This window comes from Caballeronia udeis, from assembly GCF_001544555.2.
In the GTDB taxonomy this organism is placed as follows: Bacteria; Pseudomonadota; Gammaproteobacteria; order Burkholderiales; family Burkholderiaceae; genus Caballeronia; species Caballeronia udeis.
Genome location: NZ_FCOK02000030.1, coordinates 1 through 19137 on the forward strand (window position 1 = coordinate 1; position 19137 = coordinate 19137).

The window sequence follows — 19137 nt, forward strand, 5'->3', positions numbered from 1 at the left end:
GCCAACCGCAGCATTCCAACCCTCAGAACCCTGCCGCTTTCGCGTCGCTGCATCTGCAGCACAGAAACGAGATTATGAAGAATCTTTTTCTCCTTGTCAACAAGTTTGTTAGCGTTTGCTTTCAAACTTACCGATTTTGGAGACCGCCTGTTTCTTTAGCGGTCCTCGTTGCGAAACGAGGAGACGAATAGTAGGCGATGGCGCCAACTAAGGCAAGGGCATCTTCAAACTATTTTCGGGGAAACCCTTAATGGCCCTTCGTCAGCCCCATTTCGTCGATGGGAACGGCTTCCGACATGGCCGCATAGCCCGCGTCGCTGGGATGGATATGGTCGCCGCTGTCATAACGCCGCTGGAGACGGTCGGGATGAGCCGGGTCCCGGAGCGCCCGGTCGAAGTCGATCACGCCATCGAATGCGCGGCTTGAACGGATCGAGTCATTCACTGCCGTCCTGATCGCCTCGCGTTCCGGCGGCAGCGAGGCCGGCGTCAAGGTTGCGCCGTAGATCCGGACACCCCGCTGGTGGGCCTGCGCAATCAGCCGTTGATATCCGCGCAACAGCAAATCGGCGGTGACAGGCGTATGGGGATCGTCGCAATCGAGACCGGCGTGCGGAGGCATCGCGGGGAAATTGATGTCGTTTATACCGATCAGGAGGATCACGGTGCGCACCCCTGGTTGGCGCAGCGCGTCGCGGTCGAACCGGCTCAGAAGCGCATCGCCGTAGCACGGCGACCCGCTCAGCAAGCGATTGCCGCTGATTCCCGCATTCACGACCGCAGTGCCGTCGAAGCCCTTTTGCGTCAGCCGACGCGCCAATGCGTCCGGCCAGCGACGGTTCGCGTTCGGCGTGGAGCGCATGCCGTCGGTGATGGAGTCCCCGATCGTCACAATCGCGCGGGCCGGCGCGGTATCGACGGAAACACTTGTCAGCCACACAAATTGCGTAAAGCGGGTGCGAAACGCGACGGCGTCGGTATCGGAGGAATGGTTGCCTGGCGCCGATACGTAATTCGTCTGGTTCGCCACCCTATGCCATCCGGTCATTCTTTGGCCTGCCCCCATATAAGTGCTGACGGCGAGCGGTTGGTGGGCAACAACGTCGAAGGCGATCGGGTCGCTGTCCAGCTGGCCGCCCGGCGCGACGGTCACGCCCGCCTTGCCGCCGAACGTCACGGCACGGCTCGTTCCTGTACGGGTCGCCGCCGCCGTGCCGGATACGGCGCGCGCCACTTGCACGCTCTCGATCACCAGCGGCGCAGTGCCATACACATTGCTGAAGCGCAGCCGAACGTGCTGGCCGTCGATGGTGGGATACACAATCTGCCGAACCGTCCGGCCGCCAATCTCAGGCGCGCGATACAGCGCCGGCAAATCCGCCCGCTGCGGAATCGCCTGTAACGCCGTCCCCCACGCGCTGACCCAGTGTTCGGCCGGCGCGTCGTCGGCGAGAGCGCTGGCGGATGGCAGCAGGAAAGCAAACAGTGTCGTGGCGGCAACGGCGGAAATGGCGCGAAGGTTCATCGGGGAACGGGGGGTTTTTTGGGGAAAAAACGATTGTGCCTGAATGGGCAAACCAGGCGCTTACAGTTCGGCGGATGATTCACGGCTACGTATGGACCGCTTGATCCGGGCTCGCGGCATGGCTAACGGGCACGCCGCCGGGGCGTTACCCGTGGACAAGGGTACGCACGATGCATCGTGATGGCATCGGATCAGCGCCTGCGTCCACTGTCCACCAACGGTAAATGTCCAAACGGACGTGCTTTCGGGGCGGTCGAAATCCCTCCGGCCCACTCCGAAGCGGATCCATCGGATGCCTTTTGTCGTCGAAAATCGGACCATTTTGTGAAAAGCCCTCAGAATGTCGGCATTCCGCCTCGCGGTTCTCACTTTGTCCGGTACTTATTCAGCATGCATTCCAAAACTTCTCCCAGCACCAGCGCCGCACCCTCCCAGATCCAATGGGAGGAAAAAGGCGAGAACCTTTCGGCGCTCTGGCACTCGGAAAGCGGCATCGCGCCGCCCAAGCGGGTCGTGATCGGCGATGACCAGATGACCGCCGATTCAGCGTATCGGCTGGCTTGTGAAGGCACGGCCATTCTCTGGCGCGGCGATTTTCAGAACGCACGCCAGTTGTTGCAGGCAGTTGCGCGACGCATCGAAACGCGGCCGAAAAAGTCCGCCAAAGCGAAAGCAAAGGAACGCAGCACCGCCCCCGATGCACCGCCGGCCGCGCCGCCCGCCCCCGCCGAGGCGTTCAACTTGCATCGGCTCGCCCAGTCGCAGCGGGCGCGCACGCTCGGCATGCTGCTCTTGCCGCTGGACGCGGAGTACGCCATTCCGCTGCGGCGCGCGCCCGTTGTGAAGGAGGCGTGTGAAGAGGCGTATGGCGCGGCCATCGGTGAGTCGGTTGTTTCGCTGCGGGAGGTGCTTGGGCTCGTCGGCGCACATGAGTGGCGCAAAAAGGGCGTCGACGTCGAGGCGCTCAGCGCGCGGATTCATCCTTACTACGGCGTGTTTTCACCGGTTCGCGGCGAGTACATCAAGCTGGTGGCGGATCAGCCGCTGCCATCGAAGGAACTGGCTTTCGATATTGGCACCGGAACGGGCGTGCTCGCCGCCTTGCTGGCCCAGCGCGGTGTGAAGCGCGTGATCGCGACGGAAATCGATCCCCGTGCGCTGGCCTGCGCACGCGAAAACATCGAATTATTGGGGTACGAGCAGCAAGTGAAGGTGCTCGACGCCGATCTGTTCCCCGAAGGCCGCGCGCCGTTGATCGTCTGCAATCCGCCGTGGCTGCCGGCCCGGCCCAGTTCGGCTATTGAACACGCAATCTACGACCCGGAAAGCCGCATGCTGCGCGGATTTCTCGATGGCCTCGCCGCGCATCTGACGCCGGGCGGCGAAGGCTGGCTGATTCTTTCCGATATAGCTGAACATCTTGGCTTGCGAACGCGCGCGGAATTCCAGGAGTGGGTCGACCGCGCCGGTCTGAAGACGGACGGCCGCATGGATATTCGTCCGCATCACCCCCGCGCCGCCGATAAAACCGATCCGCTCTATCACGCGCGTTCAGCCGAAGTCACGTCGTTGTGGCGGCTTGTGCCGGCTTGAGTTTCGCTTCGGCGCCGTCCGTCCAGGCCAGGCGAGCTTTACGCCTGCGTTAGATAAGCCAGCGCCGCTTCTCCCGCGACCAAACCGCTCGCGAAACACGCTGTGAGCAGGTAACCGCCGGTCGGCGCTTCCCAATCCAGCATCTCTCCCGCGCAGAAAACGCCGGGCAGCGCGTCGAGCATCAAGTGCGAATCGAGCGATTCGAAGGTCACACCTCCCGCACTGCTGATTACCTCGGCGATGGGCCTTGGGCGCGCCACGGTCAGTGGCAACGCCTTGATACGTTGAGCGAGGCGCGCGGTATCGACGAAATCTTCCCGGCTCAGCACCTCTCGCAGCAAACCCGCCTTTGCGCCCGTCAGGTGCAAGCGGCTTTGCAGATGGCTCGACATGGAACGCGCACCGCGCGGATGCGTCACTTCAACGTGAACCCGCTGCGGCGTCAGAGCCGGCAGGAGATCAAGGAAGAACGTGCCATCACCCCCGGCTAAACGATCGCGAATGCGGGCGGACATCGCGTAAATCAGGCTGCCTTCAATACCTGTTGATGTCAGCAAACATTCACCCGCGCGCCAGTCGATGTCACCGTCTTCACGCGGCAAGCCGATGGCCACCGCTTTCAGCGGCTCGCCCGCAAAACGGCTGCTGAAGTGCTCGCTCCAGTCAATATCGAAACCGCAGTTGGACGGCACGAAGGGCGACACGCCCACGTTGCGCGCTTCCAGGTACGGAATCCACGCGGCGTCCGAGCCAAGTCGCGGCCAACTCGCGCCACCTAGCGCGAGCACGACGGCATCGGCTTCGACCGCGCGCTCTCCTTCCGGCGAGGCAAATCGCAGAATCCGCAAAGCTTCGTCGTCCCAGCCAATCCACTTATGCCGCATATGCAACCGAACGCCCGAGCCGCGCAGGCGATGCAACCAGGCACGCAGCATGGGCGCGGCTTTCATATCGGTGGGAAACACGCGACCCGAACTGCCGACGAAGGTGTTCACGCCCAATCCGTGAACCCACGCGCGTAACGCGGTGGCATCGAAACGGCGCAGCAGCGGTTCGATATACGGCCGGCGCTCCGCATAACGCGAGAGGAATGGCTCGGTGGGCTCGGAATGCGTGAGATTCATGCCGCCCTTGCCGGCCATCAGGAATTTGCGGCCGACCGACGGCATGGCGTCGTAGAGATCCACTTCCGCGCCGCCCGCCGCCAGCGCTTCAGCAGCCATCAAGCCAGCAGGGCCGCCGCCGATAACGGCAACGCGTACGCGACGAGTTTCTGAGGAGGACGGGGACGGCATGCGGGAACACGATTGGAAGCGAAGCCGCATTGTCGCATTGGGCGTCGGCGAACCGTGAACGGCTCATGCCAGGCCCGACCTGAGTGGGCCACATCGCCCGCTGCATAATCTGGCGGCAACGCTCAACAGGGAGATGTCGATGCGAATCGAGTTCGGGCGAGTGCACGCGTTGATCGCACGGGAGCAATTGACTGTCATCACCAGCAGCGCTTCGCTGAAAGCAAATGAGAGTGCCGGGCCGAGCGCGATTATCGCGTCAGAAGGGGGCGATTTCCTGGAGGGCCAACTGGATCGGGTAAATGAGGCGTACACGCAGCACCAGTTACGACACTTGCAACTGGTGCACTACCGTATCAACGAACTCGGCGATATCCAGACCGAGCCACCGCAGCACGGAGGTTTGACGGATTTCGGCGCGCAGGTGGTCAGACGGTGCAATGACCTTGGGATCGTTGTCGATGTTGCGCACGGCACGTTCGATCTCGTTAAACGTGCGGCGCCGGTATCGTCGAAACCGTTGGTGTTGTCACACACGGCGCTATCCGCGCATCCCGGCGCCCGGAGCCGGCTGATCAGCCCCGATCACGCCCGCGCCGTCGTAGATACGGGTGGCGTGATCGGCATCTGGCCAAGCTCGGGGACGTTCCGCGATCTGCAGGGGATGGCCGAAGGCGTCAAGCGGATGGCCGATCTCGTTGGGGTCGACCATGTAGGCATGGGCACGGACATGCTGGGCTTTATTTCTCCGCCGGTTTTCACCCACTACGGCCAGTTGCCCGATTTCGCGAACCAGCTCCTTGCAGCGGGGTTCTCGAACGAAGAGACCGGGAAGATTCTTGCGGGAAATTACAGGCGAGTGTTCGAAGCGAGTGTTGGGTAGACGGTGGCGGGATGGGGAAACGGGTGTTTTCACCTGCCTTGATCTAGCGGTCCTGCCTTGTGTCCCACACTCGCAAGATCACGATCCTGTCGGGCTTCGCTGCGTACGCTGGAATAATTTCGTAATAGTGCTCGTAGGCCCCGCCCAGAACTACATTCTTATGAACCTCGCGCGCGGGCGGTCCATCGTAGCCGTCGAGCGCCTCTCCAATTCGATGTTCACCGGGTGTATCCAATTTTTTCGCAGTATCGAGCAGTGCTTTTATCACGCGCGTAGCCTTCTCCGCGTTCGCGAGCGACTTCAGAAAATCTCGGATTGCGCCAACATCAGACGCGGCTCGGTTCGTCAGTTCAACGCGGACACTCATGCCTTAGGTACCGGCCGCTCACTCAATGTGTCAAGGCTATCCAGCCACTGATCCATCGCTTCCATACTCACTGTGCGGCCACCATCCACGTCATCCAAACCCTCGCGGATGGCTTTGCGGCGATCTCGCTGCGACGCCAGATAAAGGGTCAGCGCCTTCTTCATGACCCATTGGCGGGGCCGTTCGAGTTCAGCAGCCAGTGCATCCACCTCCTCAGCCAAGCTGAGCGGTACCTGAGCGGTTAACGTCTTCATTGCGACCGGCATCGCACACCTCATTATTAAAAAATAATAGACATTACTATGAATTATTATTGTAGACGAAGACGCGTTTCTAGTCAGTCAATGGTCGCTGCGAATTGATATCTCAAAAAATAACTATTAACCGACCGGACGGTCGGCTTATAATTGCGGCACAGTGACTTCCTAGAGCGAGCGATCGTCATGTACACCCAATCCCTCGATATCCCCGGCAACGTGCAGTCCATCGATCCGGAGTCGACATCGCCGGAACTCAGCCGTTTTGACGCCGTGATGGCCGCCGACGGCAAGATCGAACCCCAGGACTGGATGCCCGAGGCGTATCGCAAGACCCTGATCCGTCAGATCTCGCAGCACGCGCATTCGGAAATTGTCGGCATGTTGCCCGAGGGCAACTGGATTTCCCGCGCGCCGAGCCTGAAGCGCAAAGCGATCCTGCTCGCGAAAGTGCAGGACGAAGGCGGCCACGGCCTCTATTTATATAGCGCGGCGGAAACCATGGGCGTGTCGCGCGATCAACTCGTCGATGCCCTGCACGCCGGTAAAGCCAAGTATTCGAGCATTTTCAATTACCCGACACCCACCTGGGCGGATGTCGGCGTGATCGGCTGGCTGGTGGACGGCGCTGCGATCATGAACCAGATCCCGCTCTGCCGCTGCACCTATGGCCCGTATGCGCGCGCCATGATCCGCATCTGCAAGGAAGAGTCGTTCCATCAACGGCAAGGTTTCGACGCGCTGCTCTCCATGATGAAGGGCACGGAAGCCCAGAAGGAAATGGTCCAGCAGGCAGTGGACCGCTGGTGGTGGCCGGTGTTGATGATGTTCGGCCCGAGCGACAAGGATTCCATCCACAGCGGGCAGTCGTTCAAATGGGGCATCAAGCGGATATCGAATGATGATTTGCGGCAGAAATTCGTCGATGCCACCGTCGAGCAAGCCAGGATTCTCGGCGTCACGCTACCCGATCCCGATCTCAAATGGAACGAAGAGCGGCAGGCGCACGACTACGGCGAGATCGACTGGGAAGAATTCTGGCGCGTCGTGAACGGCGACGGCCCTTGCAACAAGGAGCGCCTCGCCACGCGAGTCAAGGCACACGACGACGGCCTCTGGGTTCGCGAAGCCGCCCTCGCCTACGCCGCCAAACAAGCCGCGCGTGCGCGAAAGCAAGCTGCATAAACGAAGGAGCGAAAAATGAATAGCGAATGGCCGATCTGGGAAGTGTTCGTGCGCAGCAAGCAGGGTCTTGACCACAAGCATTGCGGCAGCCTGCACGCGCCCGACGCACCCGCGGCACTGCGCATGGCGCGCGATGTCTACACGCGGCGCCAGGAAGGCGTGAGCATTTGGGTGGTGCCGTCGGCGGCGATCACGGCCTCCGATCCCGCCGATAAAGCCGAGTTCTTCGAACCCGCTGGCGACAAGATTTATCGTCACCCGACGTTCTTCGTGCTGCCCGACGAAATCAACCACATGTGACACGAAGGGTCAAGCCCATGACGACGCCCCAACATCTGTCCTACGTACTGCGCCTCGCCGATAACGCCCTGATCCTCGGTCAGCGCAATGGCGAGTGGTGCGGACACGGCCCGGTGCTCGAGGAGGATATCGCGCTGGCCAATATCAGCCTCGATCTGATCGGCCAGGCACGATTGCTTTACTCGCACGCGGCCACGCTCGACGCCGAGCTTCACGGCACCAGGAAAACCGAAGACGACTACGCATATTTCCGCAACGAACGCGATTTCTGCAATTACACGCTGACTGAGCTGCCGCATACAGGTCCGTTATCGGGCACGGCACGTTCGGATCGCGACTACGCGGTGACGGTCGTGCGCAACTTCCTTTATTCGACGCTGATGGCGCATCTGTGGACAGCGCTCACGCAATCCACCGACGCGCAGCTCGCGGCCATCGCGTCGAAGTCGATCAAGGAAACGCGTTATCACCTGAATCACGCGAGCGACTGGCTGCTGCGTTTCGGCGATGGCACCGAGGAATCGCATCGCCGGACTCAAGCCGCGGTGGATTACCTGATGCCGTACACGCGCGAGTTCTTCAGTGCCGATGACGTGGAAACAAGCATCGCCGATGCGGGTATCGGTCCGCTCACCGCCGATCTGGAAACCGCGTGGCGCGAAGACCTGGATGCGACGCTTGCGCAAGCTACGCTGCAAAAACCCGCCGATGCCAAACATGTGACTACGGGCAAACTCGGCGAGCATTCCGAGCACATGGGTTTCCTGCTCGCGGAATTGCAGAGTCTCGCGCGGCAGCATCCGGGCGCCAGTTGGTGACCTCGATGATGACCACTGCCGAAGCCTTGCTCGATCGTGTATGGGAAGTGCTGGACGCCGTGCCGGACCCGGAAATTCCGGTGGTATCCATCCGTGAGCTGGGCATTCTCCGCGACGTCCGCCGCGCCGCCGACGACACGCTGGAAATCGTCATCACGCCCACGTATTCCGGCTGTCCGGCGATGTACCAGATCGCGGAAGACATCGGCGCTGCATTGAGCGACGCGGGCTTCGCGAATCATCGCATCGAGACCGTGTTAGCGCCCGCGTGGACCACCGACTGGATGACCGACGCGGCCCGCGACAAGCTCAGGCAATACGGCATCGCACCGCCCATGGGCAATTGCGGTTCAAACGAGCACGTGGCGCAAGAGCGGCCGATCCGCTTCGTGCCGCGCGTCGTGGACAAACCCGCCTGCCCGCGCTGCGGTTCATCGCATACCGAACGCCTCGCCCAATTCGGCTCGACGGCGTGCAAGGCGCTGTATCGCTGCATGGATTGCCGCGAGCCGTTCGACTACTTCAAACCGTACTGAAAACGACCATGGCGACTCCGCAATTCCACTCGCTGCGCATCCGCGACGTCCGTCCCGAAACCGCCGACGCCGTCACGGTTTCCTTCGATGTCCCCGAGACCCTGCGCGACGCATTCCGCTTCACGCAAGGCCAGTTCGTCACGTTGAAGACGCATATGGACGGCGAGGAAATGCGGCGCTCATATTCCATTTGCGTCGGCGTGACCGATTACGACCGCGATGGCGAATTGCGTATCGGCATCAAGCGTGTGCGGGGCGGCCGCTTCTCGAACTTCGCCTTCGATACGCTCAAGCCCGGCCACGAAATCGAAGTGATGACGCCCGACGGCCGCTTCTTTACGCATCTGAACGCAGACCATGTGAAGCATTACGTGGCGTTCTCTGGCGGCTCGGGCATCACACCGGTGCTCGCGATCATCAAGACGACGCTGGAAACCGAGCCGACCAGCCGTTTCACGCTGATCTACGGCAATCGCAGCGTGGACGCGATCATGTTTGCCGAGGAACTGGAAGACCTGAAGAATCGCTTCATGAGCCGGTTCTCGCTGTACCACGTGTTATCGGACGATTTGCAGGATGTCGAGTTGTTCAACGGCGTGCTGAACCAGGAAAAGTGCGCGGCATTCCTGGAAGCGCTCGTTCCCGCCAATGAGATCGATGAAGCCTTCATTTGCGGCCCCGGCCCGATGATGGACGCCGCCGAAGCCGCGCTGAAAAGCGCGGGCGTGCCGCCGCAGCAGGTCCACGTCGAACGATTCGGCACGCCGTTGCCCCAAGCAGGTGTGCCGCCCATCGAAATAACCGACGACACGCCGGCTGCGGATCTGGAACTCGTCATCGATGGCAAAAAACGCAAGCTGCGCCTGCCGTATCAAGGCGTGAGCGTGCTCGATGTCGGGTTGAAAGCCGGGCTTGCGCTGCCCTATGCCTGCAAGGGAGGCGTGTGCTGCACGTGCCGCGCGAAGGTCCTGGAAGGCGAAGTGCGCATGGAGAAGAACTACACGCTGGAGCAGCACGAGATTGACGCAGGTTTCGTGCTGACCTGCCAGTGCCACCCGATTTCCGACCGCGTGGTTGTGAGTTATGACGAACGTTGAACGGGGGGTTGGCGGATTGCGCTGATTCGATTCGCTTACACTAGGGGTCGCCCGTACCGAATGCGGCGTGCCGCGCCTTGTCGCCGCACTCGCCGTGCGTCGGGCGGCCTACTTACGTTTGCGGTCACCGTTACTGATGAGCACCATTCACGTTACCAACGGCGACCACGCCGCCGAGATCCTGCGCGAAGCCCTGCAAACAGCGGCCCGTGACGAACGCGTCATCCCGCTGAAGGACGACCTTGCGGTCGGCCAGCTAAGGGGCATAGACGACAACCCGGAAACCCGGGCCTTGTTCTGGCAGCAGGTCCTGATAGAACACAAGTTCGACTTCATATCGAAGCTGAAGGAACAGGACGCACTCTTGCGCGAACTCGCGCAGGACAGCGGACAAGTCGTGATCTGGCATGGCCAGAGCGCCAGTGACCAGCTCACGTTGCGGCGCGTGGCTTATACGTTGCGCAACACGCCACAGCGACTGAACGAAGCCAAGCTCACTCATGACGACCTGCCCCTGGTTACCGCCGCCGACGGCACGATGCAGCGCCGCGGCCGGCAAGACGGCGCGACGGCGGTCGGCATGTTCACAGCGGCCGAACTCGGCGCCAAGCTGCCGACAGCCGCGCCCATTTCGGTGTTGCGCATCAGCCGTCTTGCGCTGGAATGGCAGGAAGTGAAGCAGATCAATAGCGACACCCGCCGATGGCGCGACAACACGTTCGTTTCCGGCACCTTTTCTGATATCGATGAAACCATCCTCCAGATAGCCAACGACGGCTGGCAGGAAGCTCGCCGGCTCGCCGGAGAGGTGATGGGCGCAAGCTTTGGCTTCCTGGTCAGCGATTCCATTGCGCTCTGGCGCTGTCGCGAACTGGTTGCGGCGGGCAAATTGGAGATGCGCGGCGATTTCGCCCGGCTATCCGACGCCCAGTTGCGCCGCGCCGCGCACTAGCCGCAAATTCGCTCCACATTAGAATGCCCGATTGACCCGTACTTCTTCGAGACTCAATGGCCCGTACCAGAGCGCCTGACCACGACACACAACGCGAGCAGATCCTCGAACTCGCCGCCGCCAAATTCGCGCAGACCAGTTACCCGAGCACATCGATGGCTGACCTGGCAGCGGCCAGCGGCACCTCCAAAGCGCGGCTTTATCACTACTACGCCAGCAAGGAAGCCATTCTCTTCGACCTGCTCGACCGCTACACGAAGCGGCTGATGCTGATCATCGCGGAAGTGGAAGGAGCAAGCCAGCGGCGCGGCTTGACCGAGCGCGAGGCGTTCGCCGAGCTGGTCCGGGCGTTTCTGACCGAATACGAGACGTCTCATAGCCGGCACGTCGCATTGCTCAACGACGTGAAATACCTCGAAGATACGCAGCGTGAAATCGTGCTCGAACGCCAGCGTGGCATTGTCGCGGCGTTCGCCCGACAACTCTCGCGCGCTTATCCGAAACGCGCGACCAAGGAAAACCAGACAGCGCTCACGATGATGGTGTTCGGCATGATCAACTGGACATTCACGTGGCTGAAGCCGGATGGGAAGCTGGGTTATCGCGAATTTGCGGAGCAGGTGGTCAGCGTGATCGAACACGGGATGAATGGTGATAGCTAAAATGGTGCATTGCGTCATTTAATTGACGCACACATGTGCAATTCACACAACACGGCATAAATCATTGTTTTATATACATTTTTATTCATAAAACCTGAAAATTAGACGCACTCCTCCACAGTCAATTACGGGTTTTCCCTAGTGTCTCAGTCACGGTTCGGCTAAAATTCGTTTTGCGACGCACCATGTCGTATGACGAATCAAGGAGCCACCATCGTGAACAAGTCTTTCAACCGCCCCACGGCATCGATCTTTGCTGCAGCCGATCGCTTGCAAACGGCTGCCGGTCGTTCGCCCGTTCTCGTTCGTGAGTTGTCCTCGACCGATCGCGAACGTCTCCTCAGCCACTTCCTCACCCTCGACGAAGACGACCGCCTGCTGCGCTTCGGCCAGATCGTGCCGGATCGGGTGATCGAGAACTACGTCGCGAATATCGACTTTTCGCGTGACACCGTGTTCGGCGTATTCGACGAGAAGCTGAACCTGGTCGGCGTTGGCCATCTGGCCTATTTACCGGCCGAAGGCGACAAACGCACGGCGGAGTTCGGCGTGTCGGTGCTGGAAAGCGCGCGTGGCAAAGGCGTAGGTAGCCGGCTGTTCGAGCGCGCTGCCATCCGCAGCCGCAACACGCATGTTTCAACGCTCTATATGCATTGTTTGTCACGCAACTCGACCATGATGCACATTGCGAAGAAGTCGGGAATGAAGATCGAGTATGCGTATGGCGAAGCCGACGCTTATTTGTCGCTCACGCCCGCCGACCAGAGCAGCATCATTGCGGAGATGTTGCAGGAGCAAGCGGCGGTCTTCGACTACGCGGTGAAGCGCCAGGCGCGCCGGACATCGCAAATGTTTCAGGCGTTCATACCTACTGCCGACGCAGCCTGAAGTCGGGGCACAAGTTAGCAAGCATGCGCAAAAGCACGAAAGGCGGCGAAAGCCGCCTTTTTTGCGTCCTGTAGTTTTGGAACGAAGCAAGCCTAGCGAATGGGCAATGCCGTCGTTTCCTTTAAGCGGTCCAGCGAGAAGCTGCTTTTGACGTCGATTACCGACGGATGGTGCAGCAACTCATCCTGCACAAAGCGTGAAAAGTGCTCCATGTCTTCCACCTGGACGCGCAGCAAATAGTCCGTGTCGCCGGTCATCGCATCGCAAGCCACGACTTCCGGCCACGCGCGCACGGCATCGCGAAACCGGTCGGCGTGCGTCGGCGGATTTTTCATCCCCGCCGTTACCGCCGTCCCACCCCGTTTTTCCAGCCGCACGTTCACGTACGCAAGCAAGCCGAGCCCGAGCAGACGAGGCTCCAGCAGCGCCACATAACCACGAATCACACCCGCCTCCTCCAGCCGCCGGATTCGCCGCAAGCATGGACTGGGCGAGAGGTTCACCTGATCGGCAATGTCCTGATTCGACAGCCGACCATTTACCTGAAGAATGGCGAGAATTTTCCGATCGATGGCATCGAGTTCTATCTGAGCCATTTTCTGTCTCCTACACGTATGATGACGGCATGAACGTGCGCCATCGTAGTCAGGCACGATTTAATTCGCAAGCATCCGTCGCACGTCCATCGATAAACTTTGTCCCAATAATCACCGATCTATCCTCACGGTCCAGGAGACGAAAAATGCAGGCGACGACTTGGGACAACCCCGTTGGCACCGACGGTTTTGAATTCATCGAATACACGGCGCCCGATCCGGTGGCGCTCGGGCAGTTGTTTGAGCAAATGGGGTTCACGGCGATTGCCCGTCATCGTCACAAGAAGGTGACGCTGTACAGGCAAGGCGAGATCAACTTTCTGGTCAATGCCGAGCCCGATTCCTTTGCGCAGCGGTTCGCGCGACTGCACGGCCCGTCGATTTGCGCGATCGCATTTCGTGTCGCCGACGCGGGCAAGGCGTACAAGCGCGCACTCGATCTTGGCGCGTGGGGTTTCGACAATAAAACCGGCCCGATGGAACTGAACATTCCGGCAATCAAGGGCATTGGCGATTCGCTGATTTACTTTGTGGACCGCTGGCGCGGCAAGAATGGCGTGGAGCCGGGCAGCATCGGCGACATCAGCATCTACGACGTCGACTTCGAACCCATTCCCGGCGCCGAGCAGAATCCGGTTGGACACGGACTGACCTACATCGACCATTTAACGCACAACGTTCATCGCGGCCGGATGATCGAATGGGCCGAGTTCTACGAACGTTTATTCAATTTCCGCGAAGCGCGTTATTTCGATATTGAAGGCAAGGTGACGGCGGTCAAGTCGAAAGCGATGAGTTCGCCGTGCGGCAAGATCCGCATTCCGATCAACGAAGAAGGCTCGGAGACCTCGGGGCAAATCCAGGAATATCTCGACGCGTATCACGGCGAAGGCATCCAGCACATTGCGCTGGGCAGCGACGATATCTACAGCACCGTCGACAATCTGCGCGGCGCGAAAATCGCATTGCTGGATACCATCGATACGTATTACGAACTCGTCGACCGGCGTGTGCCGAATCATGGCGAATCGGTGGCGGAACTGCGCAAACGCAAGATCCTGATCGATGGCGTGCGGGACGAAATCCTGCTGCAGATCTTTACCGAAAACCAGATCGGTCCGATCTTCTTCGAGATCATTCAGCGCAAGGGCAATCAGGGATTCGGCGAAGGCAACTTCAAGGCGCTGTTTGAATCGATTGAACTCGACCAGATTCGGCGCGGCGTGGTGAAGGACGCCACAACGCCAGGCTGAACGCGCGTGGTTAGAGTCGTAAAAAAACGGGGATCGAATCGATCCCCGTTTTTTATTGCATTAAAAATCCCCAAGCAAATCCTCAAGCGTCGGAGTCGTCCTTGTCATTCGGCGCTTGCTTGTTAGAAACCTGTTCGACCCGAACCTGCGAAATTCGCGGTATGCCGGAGATCGTTGCCTCCGACCCGGCCAGGCCGCCCACGCGAACCGGCGCGTTCATCGCAAAAAATGCTGCGGAAACCATCAAAAAGCTTTGGATGTATCGTTGTTTCACTACTTCCTCCTTCAACTGCGTGCATCGGTATGGCCAGCTATCGCGCTCGTCCTGCCGGCAAAGCCGACACGAACGTGCATCGATCGCGGGTTTGAATGCGCTCGGCACGAGCGGTTCCCCGATGACATCGAAATCCGGCCGTTTTTACACGTCGTAACACCTGTGCAATGTTGAAATTTCTTTTCAGCGGGTTATTACCAGTGCTGAAAAAATGTCAAAACGGGCACACTCAAAATCCCGGCCGACGCGTCCACAAGACGCGAACGCCTTAAAGTGCTTTGGTGATCCCAAACGTTGGCGGAGAGACCCCACAATGAATGCCCCCCTTGACGCGGAACAAAAAGCTTCCCTAGAAGCCGCGCTTAATTCCGTCACCCTCGACGACAAATACACCCTGGAACGCGGTCGCGCGTACATGAGCGGCATACAGGCGCTGGTTCGGCTGTCGATGCTGCAACAAGAACGCGATCATGCCGCTGGACTCAACACCGCCGGTTTCATTTCCGGCTATCGCGGTTCCCCGCTTGGTGCACTCGATCAACATCTGTGGAAAGCGAAGAAACATCTCGCTTCGCATCAGGTCGTATTTCAGCCCGGCGTGAATGAAGACCTCGCGGCCACGGCCGTGTGGGGCTCGCAGCAGGTCAATCTTTATCCCAGCGCCAAATACGACGGCGTGTTCTCGATGTGGTACGGCAAAGGGCCTGGCGTCGACAGAACCGGCGACGTGTTCAAGCATGGCAATTCAGCGGGTTCGTCGCAGCATGGCGGCGTACTCGTGCTCGCCGGCGACGATCACGCCGCTAAATCCTCCACGCTCGCGCACCAGTCCGAACACATCTTCAAGGCGTGCGGATTGCCGGTGCTGTTTCCATCGAATGTGCAGGAATATCTGGACTTCGGCCTGCACGGCTGGGCCATGAGCCGTTACTCCGGCCTCTGGGTCGCAATGAAGTGCGTGACGGACGTGGTGGAATCGTCGGCTTCAGTTGATATCGATCCGCATCGTACGCAAATAGTTTTGCCGACCGATTTCGCCATGCCCGATGGCGGCTTGAATATCCGCTGGCCCGATCCGCCGCTGGTTCAGGAAGCGCGGCTGCTCGACTACAAGTGGTACGCCGCGCTCGCTTATGTCCGCGCGAACAAGCTGGATCGGATCGAGATTGAATCGCCGCATGCGCGCTTCGGGATCATGACGGCAGGCAAGGCTTATCTGGATGTGCGTCAGGCTTTATCAGACCTCGGTCTCGACGATGAAACCTGCGCGCGCATCGGCATTCGTTTGTACAAGGTCGGTTGCGTGTGGCCGCTCGAAGCGCAAGGTGCGCATGCGTTCGCGCACGGGCTTCAGGAAATTCTGGTCGTTGAAGAGAAGCGCCAGATCCTCGAATACGCGATCAAGGAAGAGCTTTATAACTGGCCCGATGCTCAGCGTCCGCGCGTGTTCGGCAAGTTCGACGAGAAGGACGGCGCGGGCGGCGAATGGTCCGTTCCGATGGGCAACTGGCTGCTACCGGCGCACTACGAGTTGTCGCCGGCGATTATCGCTAAGGCGATCGCCACGCGCCTCGACAAATTCGATCTCCCCGCCGATGTCCGTGCACGCATCGCCACGCGTATCGCCGTGATTGAAGCCAAGGAAAGAGCGCTGGCGCGGCCACGCGTTGAAGCCGAGCGCAAGCCGTGGTTCTGCTCCGGCTGTCCGCACAATACATCGACGAACGTGCCTGAAGGTTCGCGTGCGCTTGCCGGCATCGGCTGCCACTACATGACCGTGTGGATGGACCGCAGCACGAGCACGTTCAGCCAGATGGGCGGCGAAGGCGTGGCCTGGATAGGCCAGGCACCGTTCACCAACGACAAACACGTGTTCGCCAATCTCGGCGATGGCACGTACTTCCACTCCGGGCTGCTGGCGATCCGCGCGGCGATCGCGTCGAAGACGAACATCACGTACAAGATCCTCTACAACGACGCGGTGGCCATGACCGGTGGTCAGCCCGTCGATGGCGTGCTCACCGTGCCGCAGATCACGCATCAACTGGCGGCTGAAGGCGCCACGAAGATCGTGATCGTCACCGATGAACCCGAGAAATATCAGGCGAACGTGGGGCTGGCGCCGGGTATCGATGTATTTCATCGCGAGAAGCTCGATGAAGTCCAGCGCGTTTTGCGTGAGATTGCCGGCACGACGATCCTGATCTACGACCAGACGTGCGCGACGGAAAAACGCCGGCGCAGGAAACGCGGCGCGTATCCCGATCCGGCAAAGCGTGTGGTCATCAATGAAGCGGTGTGCGAAGGCTGCGGCGATTGCTCGGTGAAATCGAATTGCCTGTCGGTGGAACCGCTCGACACCGAGTACGGCACGAAACGCCAGATCAACCAGTCGACCTGCAACAAGGACTACTCGTGCGTGAATGGCTTCTGCCCGAGCTTCGTCACGGTTGAAGGCGGACAATTGCGTAAGCCGAAGGTATCGAGTATTTCCGGCGACGCGATGCCCCCCGTTCCCACGCCCGAGTTGCCGTCGATCGACCGGCCGTATGGTGTCCTGGTCACGGGTGTGGGCGGCACGGGTGTTGTCACGATCGGCGCGTTGCTTGGCATGGCGTCGCATCTCGAGCAAAAAGGCGTGACCGTGCTCGACGTCACCGGTCTGGCGCAAAAAGGTGGCGCCGTGATGAGCCATGTGCAGATCGCGACGCATCCCGGCGATATCCACGCGACGCGCATCGCAATGGGTGAAGCGGATCTGGTGATCGGTTGCGACCCGATTGTCACCGCCAGTGACGAATGCGGCTCGCGGATGCAACCCGGCCACACGCGCGTGGTCGTGAACAGTGCCGAGACGCCGACAGCCGAGTTCATCAAGAATCCGAACTGGCGCTTTCCGGGCGCGAGCGCGGAAGCCGATATCCGCACGGCCGCGGGCGAGCATGTTGCACTCGTCGATGCGAATCGCTTTGCGGTGGCTTTGCTCGGCGATGCGATCTATACGAACCCGTTCGTGTTGGGTTTTGCGTGGCAACGCGGCTGGGTGCCGTTGCGGCATGAGTCGCTGGTTCGTGCCATCGAATTGAATGCCGTGCAGGTCGAGAAAAACCTGGCGGCGTTCGAATGGGGCCGTCATGCGGCACATGATCTGGAGGGCCTCGAGCGGCTGGTGAAGGCACAGAATCGCGGGGTTTCTTCAGATGCTCAGGGCGCCAGCAAGATCATCACGCTGCACACGCCGAAGGCGCTGGACTCGTTGATCGAAAAGCGTATTGCTTATCTCGCCGACTACCAGAACGAAGCGTACGCGGCGCGTTACGCCCGGCTCGTGGCGGAAGTGCGCAAGGCGGAAGCTTCAATCGGTCTCGGCGATGGCCAGTACGCATTGACCGAAGCTGTCGCGAGAAATCTGCATAAGCTGATGGCTTACAAGGACGAGTACGAAGTCGCGCGCCTTTATGCCGATCCGGCGTTTGTCGAGCGGCTGAAAGGCAGCTTCGAAGGCGACTGGAAAGTGAAATTCCATCTCGCACCGCCGATGTTCTCGAAGAAAGACTCACACGGTCATCTGATCAAGAAACAGTATGGTCCGTGGGTCTTGTCCGCAATGAAAGTGCTGGCGAAGATGAAGTTCCTGCGCGGTACTTCGTTCGATGTCTTCGGCAAGACGGAAGAGCGGAAAATGGAGCGCGCGCTGATCGCCGATTATGAAGCGCTGGTGAAGGAAGTGATCGGTGGATTGACGGCCGAGAAACTACCGCTGGCAATCGAGCTGGCAAATCTGCCTGACTCAATGCGCGGTTATGGTCACGTGAAGGACAACAACGTGAACGCGGCGCGTATCAAGTGGAAAACGCTGCTGGCTAAGTGGCGTGCACCAAAGGACGGCGAGACGCGGCAAGTGGCTTAGATTTTTAATGCAAGGAATGGCACGATAAAATGCCCGATGAAACTCATCGGGCATTTTTTATCCTGCTGCCGTGTATCTCCATTCAACGAAATCAAGCCATGACTCGCCGCGCGCCGTAGTATCGCGATGTCCAGTACGCGCTTTTCATCGACTCAATGCGAACGAACGCACCCTTCTTCGGCGCGTGAATAAACTGATTCTCACCGACGTAAATACCTACATGCGTCGCTTGTCCGCGGGGCGTATTAAAGAACACCAGGTCACCCGGATGTAAATCGGTTTGCGCGATTGCCAGGCCTTTCCGGCTGATTTGCGCCGATAGCCGCGGCAACAGTATGCCCGCCGCTTTCTCATACACATAGCGCACGAAACCGCTGCAATCGAGTCCTGTTTCCGGCGTATTGCCGCCCCACAGGTAAGGCGTTCCGATCATTGTTTCGGCCTTCTCCAATACGTCGGCAAGTGTGGTTTTGGCAATCAGCGCCGAAACAAGGGGGGTTATCCGCAAGCAGTTCCTGCGAGGAAAACATGACGTCCGACGCAGCGCCACCCTCTTCTGCACCCGGTTCACCAAATTCGACGGCACCCGTTGCAATATGGTTCTGCTCCAGATCCAGTCCTGTTGCGTGAGCCGATGCCGCGGCAATTGCAAGTCCACTGAACGCCGTTGCGAACATACGCACAGCTCTGACCTTGACTGAAAGACGCCTGACGTTTCCAATCAGGATGTGCTTTTGCACAGCAGAAGA

The 19137-nt window shown here is 59.8% G+C and carries 19 protein-coding genes; 12 read left to right on the plus strand and 7 right to left on the minus strand.

The features are described from left to right. Positions 1 to 247 precede the first annotated feature (247 nt). Positions 248 to 1525, minus strand: a complete 1278-nt coding sequence (locus tag AWB69_RS21015) for an SGNH/GDSL hydrolase family protein (RefSeq protein WP_062088270.1) — start codon at positions 1523 to 1525, stop codon at positions 248 to 250. A gap of 390 nt (positions 1526 to 1915) precedes the next feature. Between AWB69_RS21015 and AWB69_RS21020 the strand changes: the two genes are divergently transcribed. Further along, a complete protein-coding gene (locus AWB69_RS21020) occupies positions 1916 to 3118 on the plus strand; it encodes a methyltransferase (protein WP_062088272.1) in 1203 nt (400 codons plus the stop codon). Between the two features lie 38 nt (positions 3119 to 3156). Here the strand turns inward: AWB69_RS21020 and AWB69_RS21025 are convergent, their stop codons facing one another. Beyond that, positions 3157 to 4413 carry a TIGR03862 family flavoprotein gene (locus AWB69_RS21025; protein WP_062088274.1) on the minus strand — a complete coding sequence of 419 codons (1257 nt, stop codon included), beginning with the start codon at positions 4411 to 4413 and terminating at the stop codon, positions 3157 to 3159. 139 nt (positions 4414 to 4552) lie between these two features. On the opposite strand from AWB69_RS21025, the gene AWB69_RS21030 reads away from it, so the two are divergent. Further along, a complete protein-coding gene (locus AWB69_RS21030; RefSeq protein ID WP_075643962.1) occupies positions 4553 to 5293 on the plus strand; it encodes a dipeptidase in 741 nt (246 codons plus the stop codon). A gap of 43 nt (positions 5294 to 5336) precedes the next feature. Here AWB69_RS21030 and AWB69_RS21035 read toward each other — a convergent pair whose 3' ends face one another. Both AWB69_RS21035 and AWB69_RS21040 read right to left on the minus strand, forming a co-directional pair. Beyond that, the gene (locus tag AWB69_RS21035) at positions 5337 to 5660 is read right to left on the minus strand and encodes a type II toxin-antitoxin system RelE/ParE family toxin (protein ID WP_062088276.1); all 324 of its coding nucleotides are present in this window, start codon (positions 5658 to 5660) and stop codon (positions 5337 to 5339) included. After that, positions 5657 to 5914, minus strand: a complete 258-nt coding sequence (locus tag AWB69_RS21040) for a CopG family ribbon-helix-helix protein (RefSeq protein WP_231937184.1) — start codon at positions 5912 to 5914, stop codon at positions 5657 to 5659. Before AWB69_RS21040 ends, AWB69_RS21035 begins: the two co-directional genes overlap by 4 nt. Before the next feature lie 189 nt (positions 5915 to 6103). On the opposite strand from AWB69_RS21040, the gene paaA reads away from it, so the two are divergent. The 8 genes from paaA (at position 6104) to AWB69_RS21080 (ending at position 12355) form a co-directional block, all read left to right on the plus strand. Then, on the plus strand, positions 6104 to 7102 hold the full coding sequence (gene paaA / locus AWB69_RS21045) for a 1,2-phenylacetyl-CoA epoxidase subunit PaaA (RefSeq protein WP_062088280.1): 999 nt from the start codon (positions 6104 to 6106) through the stop codon (positions 7100 to 7102). 15 nt (positions 7103 to 7117) lie between these two features. Further along, positions 7118 to 7402 carry a 1,2-phenylacetyl-CoA epoxidase subunit PaaB gene (gene paaB / locus AWB69_RS21050; RefSeq protein WP_062088282.1) on the plus strand — a complete coding sequence of 95 codons (285 nt, stop codon included), beginning with the start codon at positions 7118 to 7120 and terminating at the stop codon, positions 7400 to 7402. Positions 7403 to 7419: 17 nt separating this feature from the next. Beyond that, positions 7420 to 8220 carry a 1,2-phenylacetyl-CoA epoxidase subunit PaaC gene (gene paaC, locus AWB69_RS21055; RefSeq protein WP_062088284.1) on the plus strand — a complete coding sequence of 267 codons (801 nt, stop codon included), beginning with the start codon at positions 7420 to 7422 and terminating at the stop codon, positions 8218 to 8220. A 5-nt stretch (positions 8221 to 8225) separates the two neighbouring features. Beyond that, complete coding sequence (gene paaD, locus AWB69_RS21060; RefSeq protein WP_062088437.1) at positions 8226 to 8756, plus strand: 1,2-phenylacetyl-CoA epoxidase subunit PaaD; 531 nt, start codon at positions 8226 to 8228, stop codon at positions 8754 to 8756. An 8-nt stretch (positions 8757 to 8764) separates the two neighbouring features. After that, positions 8765 to 9853 carry a 1,2-phenylacetyl-CoA epoxidase subunit PaaE gene (gene paaE / locus AWB69_RS21065; RefSeq protein ID WP_062088286.1) on the plus strand — a complete coding sequence of 363 codons (1089 nt, stop codon included), beginning with the start codon at positions 8765 to 8767 and terminating at the stop codon, positions 9851 to 9853. Between the two features lie 136 nt (positions 9854 to 9989). After that, positions 9990 to 10805, plus strand: coding sequence for a DUF1835 domain-containing protein (locus tag AWB69_RS21070; protein ID WP_062088439.1), 816 nt, complete (start codon positions 9990 to 9992; stop codon positions 10803 to 10805). A gap of 56 nt (positions 10806 to 10861) precedes the next feature. Next, positions 10862 to 11467: a TetR/AcrR family transcriptional regulator gene (locus AWB69_RS21075; RefSeq protein WP_062088289.1), complete on the plus strand. Its 606-nt coding sequence runs from the start codon at positions 10862 to 10864 to the stop codon at positions 11465 to 11467. 216 nt (positions 11468 to 11683) lie between these two features. Next, a complete protein-coding gene (locus AWB69_RS21080) occupies positions 11684 to 12355 on the plus strand; it encodes a GNAT family N-acetyltransferase (RefSeq protein ID WP_407923047.1) in 672 nt (223 codons plus the stop codon). 92 nt (positions 12356 to 12447) lie between these two features. Here the strand turns inward: AWB69_RS21080 and AWB69_RS21085 are convergent, their stop codons facing one another. Beyond that, positions 12448 to 12951 (minus strand): Lrp/AsnC family transcriptional regulator, encoded by a 504-nt coding sequence (locus AWB69_RS21085; RefSeq protein WP_062088291.1) that lies wholly within the window; start codon positions 12949 to 12951, stop codon positions 12448 to 12450. A gap of 146 nt (positions 12952 to 13097) precedes the next feature. Here AWB69_RS21085 and hppD point away from each other — a divergent pair, with 146 nt between their 5' ends. After that, entirely contained in the window at positions 13098 to 14204 is a 1107-nt protein-coding gene (gene hppD, locus AWB69_RS21090) for a 4-hydroxyphenylpyruvate dioxygenase (protein ID WP_062088293.1), read from the plus strand. An 82-nt stretch (positions 14205 to 14286) separates the two neighbouring features. Here the strand turns inward: hppD and AWB69_RS21095 are convergent, their stop codons facing one another. Next, positions 14287 to 14478 (minus strand): hypothetical protein, encoded by a 192-nt coding sequence (locus AWB69_RS21095; RefSeq protein ID WP_062088294.1) that lies wholly within the window; start codon positions 14476 to 14478, stop codon positions 14287 to 14289. A 313-nt stretch (positions 14479 to 14791) separates the two neighbouring features. Here AWB69_RS21095 and AWB69_RS21100 point away from each other — a divergent pair, with 313 nt between their 5' ends. Then, on the plus strand, positions 14792 to 18388 hold the full coding sequence (locus AWB69_RS21100; RefSeq protein WP_062088295.1) for an indolepyruvate ferredoxin oxidoreductase family protein: 3597 nt from the start codon (positions 14792 to 14794) through the stop codon (positions 18386 to 18388). Between the two features lie 91 nt (positions 18389 to 18479). On the opposite strand, the gene AWB69_RS21105 is transcribed toward AWB69_RS21100, so the two are convergent. Continuing rightward, positions 18480 to 18896, minus strand: a complete 417-nt coding sequence (locus tag AWB69_RS21105) for a C40 family peptidase (protein WP_062088296.1) — start codon at positions 18894 to 18896, stop codon at positions 18480 to 18482. Positions 18897 to 19137 lie beyond the last annotated feature (241 nt).